Origin of the sequence: Streptomyces sp. CA-210063, assembly GCF_024612015.1 — a bacterium.
GTDB lineage: Bacteria > Actinomycetota > Actinomycetes > Streptomycetales > Streptomycetaceae > Streptomyces.
Genome location: NZ_CP102512.1, coordinates 3,310,136 through 3,326,337 on the forward strand (window position 1 = coordinate 3,310,136; position 16,202 = coordinate 3,326,337).

Below are 16,202 nucleotides of genomic sequence, written 5' to 3' on the forward strand. Positions count from 1 at the left end.
GTGTGTAACGGAAGAGACTGCCGCCCATGCCACCGAGGACTTCGCCAACCGCGCGGCAGCTGCGCCTGGGAACCGAACTGCGACGTATGCGCGAGCAGTCAGGGCTCAGCATCAGCGACGCGGCCGCCGCCCTCGGCGTGAACCGCACACACATCACCAACGTGGAGCTGGCCCGCTTCGGGGTGAGCGAGCAGCGCGTCCGCACCCTCGCGTCGATCTACGGCACGCCTGACCAGTCATACGTCAACGCGCTGGCGGACATGACCCGCGACCGCAAGGCCGGCTGGTGGGAGGAATACCGGGGGCTCATCGCCACCGGGGGCCTGGACCTCGCCGAGCTGGAGTACCACGCGTCGCGCCTGAGCGTCGTGGAACTCATCTTCCTTCCTGGCCTGTTGCAGACCGAGGCGTACGCACGCGCCGTACTGGGCGAAGCGGTACCGCCCTGGTCGCCCCCCGAACTGCGCCGACGTCTCTCCCACCGGATGAAACGCCGGGACATCCTCGACCGGGACGAGCCACCGGAGTGCCACTTCACCCTCCACGAGGCCGCGCTGCGCACGCAGGTCGGGGGACCCTCGGTCATGCGGGAGCAGCTCGCCGCCCTCGCGGAAGCGTCCGAGCGGAAGAACGTAACCGTCCAAGTCATCCCCGTCGGCAGCGGCAGCTTCCCCGTCGCCGGGGTCTCCGTCACCTATGCCTGCGGGGCCGTACCCCAGCTCGACACGGTGCAACTCGACACCGCCCATGGCTCTCTGTTCCTCGACGCGGAAGCCCAACTGGCCAACCACCGGGGCGTCCTGGAGCGCACCGCCCAAGTGGCGCTTTCCCCAGAGGAGTCACGTAACGTCATCGACAACGTGGCCCAGCGTCTGTGAAGGCAGCCGAATGTCCGAAATAGCTTGGCTGAAGTCGTCCTTCTCCGGTCAGGGAGACGGCGCCTCCTGCCTCGAACTCGCCTGGCGGAAGTCGTCCCACTCCGGCTCAGGGGGCAACAACTGCGTCGAACTTGGTACCGCCTACGCCACCCTCGCCCTCCGCGAAAGCGACACCCCAACCGTCGTACTCCACACCCACCGTCCCCAACTCACAGCCCTCCTGGACCACATAAAGGCGCACACGCCCACCACGCACCCCTGACCGGCGCGCGGGCGCCGCTCGCGCCACCGGCACGCCTCCTTGCCCCACGCGACAACCGCCACCCACGCAACCTCACGCAATGCATCAACCGATGAACTGAACGTGATGACACTGGTGGCCGCTCCTGGGGACCTCGCGGCCCGTTCGACCGACGAGGCCGCATGACCACGTTTCCCGGGTGCCGGTCCTGCACCGACCCGCCGTCCGCGCCCTCCCCCGAGGACGACGCCCCCTGTGACAGCCACCTCGTGCACGCCATGGCGGAAGGCAGCCGGGAAGCCCTCTCGGAACTCTTCAGCCGCCACGCGGGCAGCGTCTTCGCGTACCTCCTGAACCGCGGCTTCTCCCCCGACACCGCCGAGGAAGCGGTACAGGAGGCGTTCCTGTCCGCGTGGAAGGGCGCGTCGTCGTTCCACGAGGGCAACGCCATCGGGTGGCTGATGCGGATCGCCCACCGGCGGGCCCTCGACCTGGTGCGCGAACAGGGCCGCCGCGCCGCCCTCGACGAGCGCGTCCAGTCCGCGCCACCTGCCGACACCATCGCCCCCTCCGCCGAGGACTGCCTCCTCGCCTCCTCCCCGCGTTACACCGCCGTCGCGGTCGCCCTCGCGGAGCTGCCGCCGGCGCAGCGGGACGTCATCGAGCTGCGGTACGTCCACCGCTACAGCGTCCGCGAGACCGCCGAGCGGCTGGGCGTGGCGGAGGGGACGGTCAAGGCACGGGCTTCGCGGGGGTGTGCGCAGTTGCGGCAGTGGTTGCTGGCGCAGCCGGACGGCGGGGAGGAGGGTGACGGTGGTGGCGGCACGAAGGGCCGGGTTCCGAGCCCTCGCGCGTGAGGTGCACGAGGGGTCGCCACCCGGGCGCCCGCTCCGGAAACGGGGCCATCTGATGGTGCTGCGGGCACGGTTGCGTCAGGGCTCAGGGCCCCTGGGAGCCTTGGTGTTCGTGGTGGCCTCACTCGTACTGGTCGCGTACGGCATCACACCCGGCCTGACCGACTTCCGCGTCTCCGACGCGGGCCTGGAGGTACTCACCGATGTCGGCACGGCCGTGGCCATGGGATTCTCGTGCTGGTCCGGCAGCACGGAATCGCGCTCGGGTACACGGTGGCTCGCGGACACGTCCGTACGCCGACGGCCCGCGGTGATCCTGCTCGCCATGTCGCCCGGGGCTCTCTGGGCCCTGGCAGGCAATGCCGTACTGCTCCTCGCCGTGTGGTCGGTGACCTCCTCGGGGCACCCCGAAGACCTGGTCACGTATCAGCTGCTCTTCTGGTCCGCTGCCCAGCTGGTCCCCTGCTGTGCCCTGGGGTTCAGTGTGGGGCGGGTGCTCCCCCTGCGCGCCGTACCTCCCCTGCTGACGTTCGCGATGTGGTCCCTCTCCCCCTGGCTGTTGCCCCCCGTCGGCCTCCGCGGCGGATGGGAGCTGTACGCCGGCCCTGTCCGAGGATCCTCGAACGGCACGTGGTGGTCCGTGGTGCTGGAGCGGCTGCTGGACTGCCTGGTCGCCGCCCACTACCTCCTCGCCGCCTCCGTGTTCCTGCTGCTCTGCGCCCGGCGATGGCGAAGTGCCGTGCTCCTCACCGCCGCCCTGACCGTCTCCTGGTTCGTGCCGTACGGCCTCCACTCCGCCTCCGCATGGGACAGCTCCCGGTGAAAGACGCTTCCCCCTCGCAAACCCCCAGAAGGCAGCCGATGACCGACCGCTCCTCCCTGGCCCGCACCCTCCCCCGCACCGACGACCGCCACCTGCCTCCCTCCTGGGTCACCGACTACGCCCACGGCACTCTCTCCTCCACTCTCCTCACCCACACGGAGGCTCATCTCCTCGCATGCCGCCGATGCGCCTCCGCCGTCAACTCCTCTGTACAGAACGGAACTCACGGAATGCGCCTCGACGCCATGCGCGGAGCCCTGTTCAACCGGTTGGGCGGGTCCCCACCCGATGACCCACCGCGACCTGTGCCCCCAGGCGACAGCCGACCGTGGCGACAGCCCCCTTGGCTGGCCGCCGTGCACGGGCTGCGCCTGCCGTGGCTGCTCGCCGTGCTCGGCGTGTGTGCGGCCGGTGTCGGGCTCGCCCACCTCAACAGCGACGACGACACCCTCCCCGTACTGCTCCTCCTCGCCCCCTTGCTGCCGCTGCTCTGCGTGGCCGCGAGCTACGGCGGAAGGGCGGATCCGTTCGTGGAGGTGACCCGGACGACGCCGGGGGGAGGGCTGCGCCTGTTGCTGATCCGCACCGGGCAGGTACTGGCGCTGTGCGTGCCCCTGCTGGCGGCCGCCACGTTCACGCTGTCCCGGGCCGAGGAAACCACGCACGACGACCTCGAGGTGGCTCCCGCCGGCTGGCTCCTCCCCTGTCTGTTCCTCACCCTGACGACGCTGCTGCTCAGCTCTTACGTCGACAGCCGGCCCGCGGCTCTGGCCACCAGCTGTGGATGGCTGCTCGTCGTCGCGGCGGTCGCCCGTCTGCACAACCAGAAGCACCCCGTGACAGGCCTGCACCCGAAGGAACTGATCGGCGCGCTGAACCACCTTCTCGGCGAGACCGCCCAAACGGTCTGGGCCATCGGCGCCGCCGTCCTCGTAGAACTCCTCTTCCTCCGCCGCTACGCCTTCAGCACCCCCACCCCCGGCGACCGACGCCCTCCCCGAGGCCCCCGATGATCCACACCACCCGTCTCTCCGTACGCCACCGTCGCGCCCTCGTCCTCGACGACGTCACCCTCACCCTCGGCCCGGGCGTCCACGCCGTACTCGGCCCCAACGGCGCGGGCAAGTCGACCCTCCTCCGGGTGCTCGCCACCGCGACCGCCCCGACCGAAGGCGCGGTGACGCTCCTCGACCGCGACCCCCGCGTCCCGGCCCAGCGCCTGGAGATCAGGCGCCGCCTGGGCTACCTCCCCCAGGAATTCGGTGTGTTCCGGAGCTACACGGTCCGGGAGTTCCTGTCCTACGCCGCCTGGCTGCGCGAGATGCCGGGCCGCCGTATCCCGGAAGCGGTGGAGAAGGCCGCCGAGGCCGTCGACCTCCACGACCGCCTCGGCCACAAGCTCCGCACCCTCTCCGGCGGCATGAAACAACGTGTCGGCATCGCGCAGGCCATCGTCAACTCACCGACGCTGCTCCTGCTCGACGAGCCGACGACCGGGCTGGATCCGCGGCAGCGATCCGACTTCCACGCGCTGGTACGGCGGTTGGGCCGCAACGCCTGCGCGGTCGTGTGCACGCATCTCATGGAGGACGTCGAGGGCGCCTGCGACGACGTCACCGTCCTGTCGGCCGGCCGCGTCGCCTTCCACGGCCCGCTCGACGCACTCGACGCAGCCGGCGGCTACGCGGCGGTCGTGGCGACCTGAGCCGCCTTCCACCACCCGCGCACCACCGGCCACGTCGCCACCCCGATCGCCAAGGCCATCAGATGCCCCCAGTTCGTCATCGGGTCTGTGAACGCGATCAGGTCGTCGACCAGCATGCCCCCGAACCCCACCAGAACAGGCCACCGCAGCCACGGCGGCAGCAGCCCCGCCAGCGCCCCCACGCTCGCCGCCACCCCGAAGCTGATGCCGTAGTCGAGGCGGTGGAGAGAGCTGTCGGGAAGGTGGCCGGCCAGGACGGCCAGGCCCACCGGGACCTCCGTCGCGAGCGTGGCGAGCACATGCCCCAGCAGGAAGACCCCGGCCGTGCGCCACCCGCCGATACGGCGTTCCAGCGCGGTCAGCACCAGCAGAAACCCGAGGGCGTACGGCGAACCGACCCCGCCCGCGACCCACAGCGCGCTCGCGAACAGCACGAGCACCGGGGTCCGGACGAGGTGCGCCACGTCCGTGCTGGAGCCCTGGTGCAGGGCGTGCACCAGGGCGGGATCGGCGTACTCGGCGACGACCGAGGTGAGCACCAGGACGGCGGCGTAGAAGAAGGTGAAGGGCGTGCCCTGGGGGGTGGGGAGCAGCCGCCGGAGGCGGGAGTGGGTGATCCGGGCAGGGCTGTGGTGGCCGAGCCGCCCCGCGGGCGCCCGCTCCTCCGTCCGCACGGGCGCCGCACCCGGCTGCCGTGGGATTCCGTCGAGGACGGGGCCGGCCACCGACGGTGTCACGTCGGCCCCGGCGCCCCCCTCCGGGGCCTCCACACGCTCGGCGGCATCCACGGTGAAGTGCTCCCTCCGTTTCACCCCACCCTCGACGCCCCCGTACGCCCTGTCTGTGACCCCCGCCACCCTCTGCGCGATTCACAGCAACCTGACAGCCCTAGGGAAGATCCCGCACGTTCCTCGCGATCCCCCGCGACACCCGCTCCGCATACGCCCGGAACCGCCCCGCCATGTCGAACCCCTTCGGATCCAGCACCCACTGGATCTGCAGCCCGTCCATCACGGCGGCCAGCTCCTGCGCGACGGCCACGACATCCGTGTCGGCCCGCAGCTCACCGGTGTCCACGCCCCGCCGCAGCACCCCGGCGACGGTGTCCACGACCTCGGCGTACCGCTTGACGAAGTACGCGTGGGCGGGGTGCCCGGGGTCGCCCGCCTCGGCGGCCAGGACGTTGAACATACGGGTGCGGCCGAGCCGCGTGCTGTTGAACTCGGCGAGTTTCACGAGCGCCGCGAACATCTGGGCCGCCGACTCGAACTCCCGTGAGAAGAACCGTTCCCGGTCGGTCTCGTCCATGCGCCCCAGCACTTGGACGAGAAGGTCCTCCTTGCCGCGGAAATGATGCAGCAGCCCGCCCTGGGTGATGCCGACGTCCTTGGCGATACGGGCGAGCGAGGAGGCGTGGAAGCCCCATTGGGCGAAGTGCTCGACGGCCGCGTCGAGAATGCGCAGTCGCCGCTCGTCACCGACGGCGTACGAGCCACGCGCACCGACCCCGTCCGGTCTCCGCGTGCCGCCCCCATCCGGCTCGGGCCCGCCGGACCCCTCCGACCTCCGGTTCCGCACCATGTCCGCCACCCTAACGGCCCTGCGCCCCCCTGCGGCGTGCCCTCGCAGGTCCGTGCGGAACCGGCGGTTACACGAGTCAACCCCACCCTTCTTTCAAGCCATCTGCCGCGTGATTGTGGCAACTTGCCCAATACCTAGTAGCCACTCGGTTTTGCTGCTTCCCTGAACTCGCCTGCTCGGCAAGGCGACCGCTCCGTCCCCCGACCCCCAGTCCCTCGTCCCGATCATCGCCCCGGGCCTGCTGGCCATCGGCGGCAGCGGCTCCAACTACAGCGCCCTCTTCCTCTTCGGCGCCGCCGCCGCGATCGTGGGCGCTGTCGCCGTCCAGTTCGTCCGCTCCGTCAAGTAGCCCCGCCCCGGCCCCCACGGCCCCACGGCCCCACGTACAAGGAACCCCGATGCTCCCGTACCGCGACCCGAACCGCCCCGTCGACGAACGGGTGGAAGACCTCCTGGCCCGGATGACCCTCGCGGAGAAGGCGGGCCAGCTCTTCCACGCGGTGCTGACGATGAACGGCGACGGAACGCTCGCCGAGGCGGCCGGCGGCCCGTTCCCTCGGCGCGGCACCACCGATCTGGTCACGGACGGGCACCTGACCCACTTCAACCTCCTCGGCCAGTACGGGGTCCGGGAGACGGCCGAGTGGGTCAACCGGCTCCAGGCGCTCGCGGCGGACACCCGGCTGGGCATCCCGGTCACCCTCTCCACCGACCCGCGCCACGCGTTCACCGACAACCCGGGCGCGTCCTTCGGCTCCGGGGCCTTCTCGGCCTGGCCCGAACCCCTGGGCCTGGCCGCGATCGGCGAGACGGAGCTGGTGGAGAAGTTCGGCGACACCGTCCGCCGCGAGTATCTCTCCGTCGGCTTCCGCGTCGCCCTCCACCCGCAGATCGACCTCGCCACTGAGCCCCGCTGGTCCCGCCAGTCCGGCACCTTCGGCTCGTCCGCCGAGGTCACGAGCGCGCTCGTACGGGCGTACGTACGCGGCCTGCAGGGACGCCGGCTCGGCCATCGCTCCGTCGCCGCCATGGTCAAGCACTTCCCCGGCGGTGGCCCGCAGAAGGACGGCGAGGACCCGCACTTCCCGCACGGCAAGGAACAGATCTATCCGGGCGGCATGCGCGAGCACCACCTCGCGCCCTTCAAGGCGGCGATCGAGGCCGGCTGCTCGCAGATGATGCCGTCCTACGGCCAGCCGATCGGCGTGGACGACTGGGAGGAGGTCGGCTTCGGCTTCAACCGGGACGTCCTCACCAGGCTGTTGCGCGAACGCCTCGGCTTCGACGGCATCGTCTGCACCGACTGGGGCCTGCTCACCGACTCCCCCATCGGCGACGAGATGCACCAGGCCCGCGCCTGGGGCGTCGAACATCTCACTGTCACCGAACGCGCGGCCAAGGCCCTGGACGCGGGCGCCGACCAGTTCGGCGGCGAACAGTGCCCCGAGGTGATCGTGGAGCTCGTCCGCTCCGGCCGGATCTCCGAGGAGCGCGTCGACGCCTCCGTACGCCGGCTCCTGCGCGAGAAGTTCGTCCTCGGCCTCTTCGAGCACCGGTACGTCGACCCGAACCGCGCCGAGGAGACCGTCGGCGCGAGCGAGTTCACCGCCCTCGGCGAAGCCGCCCAGCGCCGCTCGCTCACCGTCCTGACCAACCACTCCCTGCTCCCCCTCACCGACCGCCCGAACCTGTACGTCGAGGGCGTGGGCGCGCAGACGGCGTCCCTCTACGGCAATGTCGTGGCCGATCCGGCCCACGCGGACGTGGCCGTACTGCGGCTGCGCACGCCCTACGAGCAACGGCCGGGGTTCTTCGAGTCGTTCTTCCACTCCGGGTCGCTGGCGTTCGGCGAGGAACGGCTGAAGGAGATCCTGGCGCTGCTGGAGGCCGTGCCCACGCTGGTCTGCGTCAATCTGGAACGGCCCGCCGTACTCCCGGAGATCGCCGCGAAGGCCGCGGCGCTCGTCGCCGACTACGGGGCCTCCGACACGGCCCTGCTCGACGTCGCCTTCGGGCGGGCGCGGGCCGAGGGCCGGCTGCCCTTCGAACTGCCGCGTTCCATGGCGGCGGTGGAGGCGTCCCGCCCGGACGTGCCGGGCGACACCGAGGACCCGGTCTTCCCGTACGGCCACGGCCTGGCGCTCTGATCACGCCAAGTCGTCGCCGGGCGGTCGTCATTCGGCCTCCCTCACGTCACGGACACGTGAAAATGGGCGTATGCCCATCACCGACGAACCCGAAGTCATCGACCGGCGCGAGGGCCCCTACGGCGAGGTCGTGCTGCGGCGGCACGGAGAGCTGTTGCAGATCATCGCCAACGGGTGCTTCCTGATGGACACTTCGGACGGACGCTCCGAGCGCCTGCTGGTCGACGCCGCCCTCGACGCACTGACCGGCCGTTCTCAGCCAAGTGTGCTGATCGGCGGTCTGGGCGTCGGTTTCTCGCTCGCGCACGCGGCAGCGGATCCACGCTGGGGCCGGATCACGGTTGTCGAACGCGAACCCTCCGTCATCGAGTGGCACCGCACGGGACCGCTGGCCGCCGTGTCCGCCGAAGCACTCGCGGACCCTCGCACGGACATCGTGGAAGCGGACCTCGTCGCCTACGTCAATGAGACATCCGCCACGTTCGACGCGCTCTGCCTGGACATCGACAACGGGCCCGGCTGGACGGTCTCCGAGGGCAACGAGAACCTGTACTCACCGGCCGGACTGGCAAGCTGCGCAAGGGTGTTGAGCCCTGGTGGGGTACTGGCCGTGTGGTCCGCGCAGCCATCTGCGGAATTCGAGGAAACCTTGGGGAATGCCGGGTTCCAACAGGTGCGTACCGAAGAGATCCCGGTTGCCCGGGGAGTTCCGGACGTCGTGCACCTCGCGGTCCGACCTGGATAGCCCTGGCGTGGTGACTGCCCGTACCCTGCTTGCCTGGCGCCGATCATTCAAGCGTCAATCGCAGTCATGCGCAGCCACGCGCAGTCAAGGGATCACCCCACGGATTCCGGAAAGCAACTCAGGGGCGGGCGATGGAGCAGACACACACCTCCCACAGCAGCACGACGGCCACGCCTGGCGCACAGCGCCGGGTGCTCGTGGTCGAGGACGACCCGACGATCGTCGACGCCATCGCGGCCCGCCTGCGCGCCGAGGGTTTCGTCGTACAGACCGCGTCCGACGGGCCGGCCGCGGTCGACACCGCGGAGGCCTGGCAGCCCGACCTGCTGATCCTCGACATCATGCTGCCCGGCTTCGACGGCCTGGAGGTGTGCAGGCGCGTCCAGGCCCAGCGGCCCGTCCCCGTGCTGATGCTCACCGCCCGGGACGACGAGACGGACATGCTGGTCGGGCTCGGCGTCGGCGCCGACGACTACATGACCAAGCCGTTCTCCATGCGTGAGCTGGCCGCGCGCGTGCATGTCCTGCTGCGCCGGGTGGAGCGGGCCGCGCTGGCCGCCACCACGCCGCGCTCGGGCATCCTGCGCCTCGGCGAGCTGGAGATCGACCACGCGCAGCGCCGCGTCCGGGTGCGCAGCGAGGACGTACACCTCACTCCCACCGAGTTCGACCTCCTCGTATGCCTCGCGAACACCCCGCGTGCCGTACTCTCGCGCGAGCAGCTGCTCGCCGAGGTGTGGGACTGGGCGGACGCGTCCGGGACGCGGACCGTGGACAGCCACATCAAGGCGCTGCGGCGGAAGATCGGCGCGGAGCGGATCCGCACGGTGCACGGTGTCGGGTACGCCCTGGAGACCCCGACCCCCTGACACCGGCACTCGCTTCGCGTGCGGAGGGCATACGCAGGCACGTAGACACAGGGGACTGGTGGCGTGATGAGCGGAGTCGGTGACCCACGGTCGCGGAACCTCGGTGACGCGCAGTCACGGGAGGGGGCGGAACCGCTCGGCGGTCTGCGTCCCTTCTCGATCAAGACGAAGCTCGGCGCGCTCGTCGTCATCTCGGTCCTGATCACGACCGGTCTGTCGATGATCGCGGTGCACACCAAGACCGAGCTGCGCTTCATCACGGTCTTCTCGATGATCGCCACACTCCTGATTACGCAGTTCGTGGCGCATTCGCTCACCGCCCCCCTGGACGAGATGAACGCCGTCGCCCGGTCCATCTCGCGCGGCGACTACACCCGGCGGGTCCGCGAGAACCGCCGGGACGAGCTGGGCGACCTCGCCCACACGATCAATCTCATGGCCGACGAGCTGGAGGCCCAGGACCGCCAGCGCAAGGAGCTCGTGGCGAACGTCTCCCACGAGCTCCGCACCCCCATCGCCGGCCTCCGTGCCGTCCTGGAGAACATCGTCGACGGCGTCACCCAGGCCGACCCCGAGACGATGCGCACGGCCCTGAAGCAGACGGAACGCCTGGGCCGCCTGGTCGAGACCCTCCTGGACCTCTCACGCCTGGACAACGGCGTGGTCCCGCTCCGCCGCCGCCGCTTCGAGGTCTGGCCGTACCTCTCGGGCGTCCTGAAGGAGGCCCAGATGGTCGCCTCCGCGCGCGGCGGCTTCGCCTCGGACTCCGGCAAGCACACGCGTACGGACGTGCACCTGCATCTGGACGTCCACCCGCCGGAGCTGACGGCCAACGCGGACCCGGAACGCATCCACCAGGTCGTCGCCAACCTCATCGACAACGCGGTCAAGCACAGCCCGGCCCACGGCCGCGTCACGGTGAAGGCCCGGCGGGGCCCCACCCCCGAGTCCCTGGACCTCGAAGTCCTTGACGAGGGCCCCGGCATCCCCGAGTCCGAATGGCACCGCGTCTTCGAGCGCTTCAACCGAGGCGCGGTCAGCTCCCCCCACGGCCCCGGCAGCGACGGCGGCACCGGCCTCGGCCTGGCGATCGCCCGCTGGGCGGTGGACCTCCACGGCGGCCGCATCGGCGTGGCCGAGTCCCCGAAGGGCTGCCGCATCCAGGTGGTTCTGCCGGGCATCCCGCCCCAGGGTGCCCTCCGCGCCCCTTGAGGGGCGCGGGGAACTGTGCGAGCAACCACACACAGCCCGCAGCCGAACGCCCATCCGCACAGCCGGGGGCGAAAAATCACGGGATACCCACATCGTGCCTGGCTGAATCCCCCCGCCGTTGCTGAATATCGCTCATCCTCTCGGGGCTTACTTCTCTGCCAAGTTGACGTAAAGTTCGAAGCGGAGCCACAAGATCCATGGCAGATCCGCACAGTCGGACACGTGTGATCAGGTGCGTTCGCCCACTGGGCCGCGTGTGCATCACCGCAGGCCCCGCCGGACGCATGCCCGATACATGCTCACCACACCCATTCCGGCCCGGAACCTCGCTTGTTTCCCGCCATTTCCACCCCCGAAACCCGCTTTCCGATGTGACTTACACGACGAAGAGCGGGCCCGGCCTGACCTTCCCGGCCACGGAGGCGTAGCCTTTATTCCCGCTGTCCATCACCTTGTGAAGCGGAAGAGGGCGGTTGCCGCCGTGTCGCCACAGTCCCCCAGTAACTCGAGCATCTCGACCGACTCAGACCAAGCGGGTAAGAACCCCGCCGCGGCCTTCGGTCCGAACGAGTGGCTCGTCGACGAGATCTATCAGCAGTACCTCCAGGACCCGAATTCGGTAGACCGAGCCTGGTGGGACTTCTTCGCCGACTACAAGCCGGGCGCAGCTGCCGCCCCGGCTCCGGCGGGTGCTGCGGCCACGGGGGCCGCAGCGACCACCACACCCGCGGCTCCGGCCGCCCCGGCCCAGGCTGCTCCGGCCGCCCCGGCCGCACCCGCTCCGGCGGCCCCGAAGCCCGCCGCCGCGCCGGCCCCGGCTCCCGCGAAGCCCGCGGCCGCCGCGCCCGCCAAGCCGACGGCTGCCGCCCCGGCGAAGCAGGCCGCGCCCGCCGAGGGCCCGGAGCTGATCACGCTGCGCGGCCCCGCCGCCGCGGTCGCGAAGAACATGAACGCCTCCCTGGAGCTGCCCACGGCCACGTCCGTGCGCGCCGTCCCGGTGAAGCTGCTGTTCGACAACCGCATCGTCATCAACAACCACCTGAAGCGCGCCCGGGGCGGGAAGATCTCCTTCACGCACCTGATCGGCTACGCGATGGTGCAGGCCATCAAGACGATGCCGTCGATGAACTGGCACTACGCGGAGAAGGACGGGAAGCCCACCCTCGTCAAGCCGCCGCACGTCAACTTCGGCCTCGCCATCGACCTGGTGAAGCCCAACGGCGACCGCCAGCTGGTCGTCGCGGGCATCAAGAAGGCCGAGACGCTGAACTTCTTCGAGTTCTGGCAGGCCTACGAGGACATCGTCCGCCGCGCCCGTGACGGCAAGCTGACGATGGACGACTTCACCGGCGTGACGGTCTCCCTGACCAACCCCGGCGGCCTCGGCACCGTCCACTCCGTGCCCCGCCTGATGCCCGGCCAGTCGGTCATCATGGGCGTCGGCTCCATGGACTACCCGGCCGAGTTCCAGGGCACGTCCCAGGACACCCTCAACAAGCTCGGTATCTCGAAGGTCATGACCCTGACCTCGACGTACGACCACCGAGTGATCCAGGGTGCCGCCTCCGGCGAGTTCCTGCGGATGGTCGCGAACCGCCTCCTCGGCGAGGACGGCTTCTACGACGACATCTTCGAGGCCCTGCGCATCCCCTACGAGCCGGTCCGCTGGCTCAAGGACATCGACGCCAGCCACGACGACGACGTCACGAAGGCCGCCCGCGTCTTCGAGCTGATCCACTCCTACCGGGTCCGCGGCCACGTCATGGCCGACACCGACCCGCTGGAGTACCGCCAGCGCAAGCACCCCGACCTGGACATCACCGAGCACGGGCTCACCCTGTGGGACCTGGAGCGCGAGTTCGCGGTCGGCGGCTTCGCCGGCAAGTCCCTGATGAAGCTCCGCGACATCCTCGGCGTCCTGCGTGACTCGTACTGCCGTACGACCGGCATCGAGTTCATGCACATCCAGGACCCGAAGCAGCGCAAGTGGATCCAGGACCGCATCGAGCGCCCGCACACCAAGCCGGAGCGCGAGGAGCAGCTGCGCATCCTGCGCCGGCTGAACGCGGCGGAGGCCTTCGAAACCTTCCTGCAGACGAAGTACGTCGGCCAGAAGCGCTTCTCGCTCGAAGGCGGCGAGTCGGTCATCCCGCTGCTCGACGCGGTCATCGACAGCGCGGCGGAGTCCCGTCTCGACGAGGTCGTCATCGGCATGGCCCACCGCGGCCGCCTGAACGTCCTGGCGAACATCGTCGGCAAGTCGTACGCGCAGATCTTCCGGGAGTTCGAGGGCAACCTCGACCCGAAGTCGATGCACGGCTCCGGCGACGTGAAGTACCACCTGGGCGCCGAGGGCACCTTCACCGGCCTCGACGGCGAGCAGATCAAGGTCAGCCTGGTCGCGAACCCCTCGCACCTGGAGGCCGTGGACCCGGTCCTGGAAGGCGTCGCGCGCGCCAAGCAGGACATCATCAACAAGGGCGGCACGGACTTCACCGTCCTGCCGGTGGCCCTCCACGGCGACGCGGCCTTCGCGGGCCAGGGCGTGGTGGCCGAGACCCTGAACATGTCGCAGCTGCGCGGCTACCGCACCGGCGGCACGGTCCACATCGTCATCAACAACCAGGTCGGCTTCACGGCGGCTCCCGAGTCGTCGCGCTCCTCGATGTACGCCACCGACGTGGCGCGCATGATCGAGGCCCCGATCTTCCACGTGAACGGCGACGACCCCGAGGCCGTCGTCCGCGTCGCCCGTCTGGCCTTCGAGTTCCGCCAGGCGTTCAACAAGGACGTGGTGATCGACCTCATCTGCTACCGCCGCCGCGGTCACAACGAGTCGGACAACCCGGCCTTCACCCAGCCGCTGATGTACGACCTGATCGACAAGAAGCGCTCGGTGCGCAAGCTCTACACCGAGTCCCTCATCGGTCGCGGCGACATCACCCTGGAAGAGGCCGAGCAGGCGCTCCAGGACTACCAGGGCCAGCTGGAGAAGGTCTTCACGGAGGTCCGCGAGGCCACCTCGCAGCCGGCGTCCGGCGAGGTCCACGACCCGCAGGACGGCTTCCCGGTCGCGGTGAACACCGCGATCACGGCGGAGACCGTCAAGCGCATCGCCGAGTCCCAGGTCAACGTTCCGGACCACATCACCGCCCACCCGCGTCTGCTGCCGCAGCTGCAGCGCCGGGCGGCCATGGTCGAGGACGGCACGATCGACTGGGGCATGGGTGAGACCCTCGCGGTCGGCTCCCTCCTCCTGGAGGGCACCCCGGTCCGCCTGGCCGGCCAGGACTCGCAGCGCGGCACCTTCGGCCAGCGTCACGCGGTGATCATCGACCGTGAGACGGGCGAGGAGTTCACGCCGCTGATGTACCTCTCCGAGGACCAGGCGCGGCTGAACGTCTACAACTCCCTTCTCTCCGAGTACGCGGCGATGGGCTTCGAGTACGGCTACTCGCTCGCCCGCCCCGAGTCCCTGGTGATGTGGGAGGCCCAGTTCGGCGACTTCGTCAACGGCGCCCAGACGGTCGTGGACGAGTTCATCTCGTCGGCGGAGCAGAAGTGGGGCCAGACGTCCGGCGTCACCCTGCTGCTGCCGCACGGCTACGAGGGCCAGGGCCCGGACCACTCGTCCGCCCGCCCGGAGCGCTTCCTCCAGATGTGCGCGCAGAACAACATGACGGTCGCCATGCCGACCAGCCCGTCGAACTACTTCCACCTCCTGCGGTGGCAGGTGCACAACCCGCACCACAAGCCGCTGGTGGTCTTCACCCCGAAGTCGATGCTGCGCCTCAAGGCCGCCGCGTCGAAGGCGGACGAGTTCACGAGCGGCCAGTTCCGCCCGGTCATCGGCGACGCGTCGGTCGACCCGGCCGCGGTCAAGAAGGTCGTCTTCTGCGCCGGCAAGGTCTACTACGACCTGGAGGCCGAGCGCCAGAAGCGCGGCGTCACGGACACGGCGATCATCCGCATCGAGCGGCTGTACCCGCTGCCGGGCGCCGAGGTCCAGGCGGAGGTCAACAAGTACCCCAACGCCGAGAAGTACCTCTGGACCCAGGAGGAGCCGGCGAACCAGGGTGCGTGGCCGTTCATCGCCCTCAACCTGATCGACCACCTCGACCTCGCGGTCGGCGCGGAGGTCCCCCACGGCGAGCGCCTGCGTCGCATCTCGCGTCCGCACGGCTCGTCGCCGGCGGTGGGCTCGGCGAAGCGGCACCAGGCCGAGCAGGAGCAGTTGGTGCGTGAGGTGTTCGAGGCGTAACAGCGCCCGAAGACCGTACGCAACCGGGCCGCACCCCCTCCAGGGGGTGCGGCCCGGCCGTTTCCCCGCACTTATCCTTGACCCATGTACTTCACGGACCGTGGCATCGAGGAACTGGAGAAGCGGCGCGGCGAGGAGGAGGTCACCTTTGAGTGGCTGGCCGAGCAGCTGCGGACGTTCGTGGATCTGAATCCGGACTTCGAGGTACCGGTGGAGCGGCTGGCGACGTGGCTGGCGCGGCTGGACGACGAGGACGAGGACGAGTAGCCGCCGCGGGCGGGGCTGGTCAGTCGCGAGGGGGGCCAGGTCGTACAGCAGGCCGACGGCGCCGTGGGCGATCAGGAGACCGCCGGCCACGAGCCAGCCGCCGCTGCGGCGGTACAGGCCCCAGGCGGTGAGCGGTAGGCCCGTGAGGAGTTGGGCGGTAGCCAGGGCGCGGGCACTGGGGGTGCCGGCCCAGGGGAGCCAGGGGCCGAGGTGGCACCGTTCGACGGCTTCCCGCTCTGCGCGGACGGCTCCGCGCCGGCCGGTCCGTTCGATGCGCTGGACGCCGGGCTGGACGCGAGCGACCTCGCGGAGCCGGTCGACGGGTTCGCCCGGGGTGAGGCCGGCGGGGAGCGTTCACTCCCGCGCGGGTGAGGACGGCGAGGAGGCCCAGCAGGCGGGCGCGGCCGTCCGCCGCCGGGTCGGGCTTCGTGAGGGCGTCCAGCGGCTGCGCGTCGAGGACCGGATCCAGGCCGAAGGACCGGATCCAGGCCGAGGCGGGCGGCGAAGTTGCGCATCGCCTCGTCCTCACCCGTTCACCAGAACGGGTGTCTTGACTTTCCGTGACCGCGACATATCGTGAATCGTGAAAAACGCGATAGTGCGTGGTCCACGGACTCCT

Annotated in this window: 14 protein-coding genes and 1 pseudogene; 12 read left to right on the forward strand and 3 right to left on the reverse strand. The window is 70.2% G+C overall.

The window, feature by feature from the left end; translation table 11 throughout:
* Positions 1-26 precede the first annotated feature (26 nt).
* The 6 genes from JIX56_RS14075 (at position 27) to JIX56_RS14100 (ending at position 4,501) form a co-directional block, all read left to right on the forward strand.
* Positions 27-878, forward strand: coding sequence for a helix-turn-helix domain-containing protein (locus tag JIX56_RS14075; protein ID WP_257540690.1), 852 nt, complete (start codon positions 27-29; stop codon positions 876-878).
* Between the two features lie 10 nt (positions 879-888).
* Entirely contained in the window at positions 889-1,140 is a 252-nt protein-coding gene (locus tag JIX56_RS14080; RefSeq protein ID WP_257540691.1) for a DUF397 domain-containing protein, read from the forward strand.
* Positions 1,141-1,301: 161 nt separating this feature from the next.
* A complete protein-coding gene (locus JIX56_RS14085; protein ID WP_257540693.1) occupies positions 1,302-1,976 on the forward strand; it encodes an RNA polymerase sigma factor in 675 nt (224 codons plus the stop codon).
* 109 nt (positions 1,977-2,085) lie between these two features.
* The gene (locus JIX56_RS14090; protein WP_257540695.1) at positions 2,086-2,796 is read left to right on the forward strand and encodes a hypothetical protein; all 711 of its coding nucleotides are present in this window, start codon (positions 2,086-2,088) and stop codon (positions 2,794-2,796) included.
* Between the two features lie 38 nt (positions 2,797-2,834).
* On the forward strand, positions 2,835-3,809 hold the full coding sequence (locus JIX56_RS14095; protein WP_257540696.1) for a hypothetical protein: 975 nt from the start codon (positions 2,835-2,837) through the stop codon (positions 3,807-3,809).
* A complete protein-coding gene (locus JIX56_RS14100; RefSeq protein ID WP_257540698.1) occupies positions 3,806-4,501 on the forward strand; it encodes an ATP-binding cassette domain-containing protein in 696 nt (231 codons plus the stop codon). The genes JIX56_RS14095 and JIX56_RS14100 overlap by 4 nt, the downstream gene beginning before the upstream one ends.
* Here the strand turns inward: JIX56_RS14100 and JIX56_RS14105 are convergent.
* Both JIX56_RS14105 and JIX56_RS14110 read right to left on the reverse strand, forming a co-directional pair.
* Positions 4,477-5,118 (reverse strand): rhomboid-like protein, encoded by a 642-nt coding sequence (locus JIX56_RS14105; protein ID WP_443032037.1) that lies wholly within the window; start codon positions 5,116-5,118, stop codon positions 4,477-4,479. The two genes, JIX56_RS14100 and JIX56_RS14105, sit on opposite strands and share 25 nt — an antisense overlap.
* 271 nt (positions 5,119-5,389) lie before the next feature.
* Complete coding sequence (locus tag JIX56_RS14110) at positions 5,390-6,082, reverse strand: TetR/AcrR family transcriptional regulator (RefSeq protein ID WP_257540702.1); 693 nt, start codon at positions 6,080-6,082, stop codon at positions 5,390-5,392.
* 398 nt (positions 6,083-6,480) lie between these two features.
* Here JIX56_RS14110 and JIX56_RS14115 point away from each other — a divergent pair, with 398 nt between their 5' ends.
* The 6 genes from JIX56_RS14115 (at position 6,481) to JIX56_RS14140 (ending at position 15,583) form a co-directional block, all read left to right on the forward strand.
* Positions 6,481-8,229 carry a glycoside hydrolase family 3 protein gene (locus JIX56_RS14115; RefSeq protein WP_257540704.1) on the forward strand — a complete coding sequence of 583 codons (1,749 nt, stop codon included), beginning with the start codon at positions 6,481-6,483 and terminating at the stop codon, positions 8,227-8,229.
* 70 nt (positions 8,230-8,299) lie between these two features.
* Positions 8,300-8,974: a spermidine synthase gene (locus tag JIX56_RS14120; RefSeq protein ID WP_257540706.1), complete on the forward strand. Its 675-nt coding sequence runs from the start codon at positions 8,300-8,302 to the stop codon at positions 8,972-8,974.
* Between the two features lie 131 nt (positions 8,975-9,105).
* Positions 9,106-9,843, forward strand: coding sequence for a response regulator transcription factor (locus JIX56_RS14125; protein WP_009341146.1), 738 nt, complete (start codon positions 9,106-9,108; stop codon positions 9,841-9,843).
* A 66-nt stretch (positions 9,844-9,909) separates the two neighbouring features.
* On the forward strand, positions 9,910-11,055 hold the full coding sequence (locus JIX56_RS14130; protein ID WP_257540708.1) for a HAMP domain-containing sensor histidine kinase: 1,146 nt from the start codon (positions 9,910-9,912) through the stop codon (positions 11,053-11,055).
* Between the two features lie 481 nt (positions 11,056-11,536).
* Entirely contained in the window at positions 11,537-15,316 is a 3,780-nt protein-coding gene (locus JIX56_RS14135) for a multifunctional oxoglutarate decarboxylase/oxoglutarate dehydrogenase thiamine pyrophosphate-binding subunit/dihydrolipoyllysine-residue succinyltransferase subunit (protein WP_257540709.1), read from the forward strand.
* A gap of 84 nt (positions 15,317-15,400) precedes the next feature.
* Entirely contained in the window at positions 15,401-15,583 is a 183-nt protein-coding gene (locus JIX56_RS14140; RefSeq protein ID WP_003961784.1) for a DUF6104 family protein, read from the forward strand.
* A 33-nt stretch (positions 15,584-15,616) separates the two neighbouring features.
* On the opposite strand, the pseudogene JIX56_RS14145 reads toward JIX56_RS14140, so the two are convergent.
* Positions 15,617-16,113 (reverse strand): annotated as a pseudogene (locus JIX56_RS14145) (hypothetical protein); the annotation flags it as partial.
* Positions 16,114-16,202 lie beyond the last annotated feature (89 nt).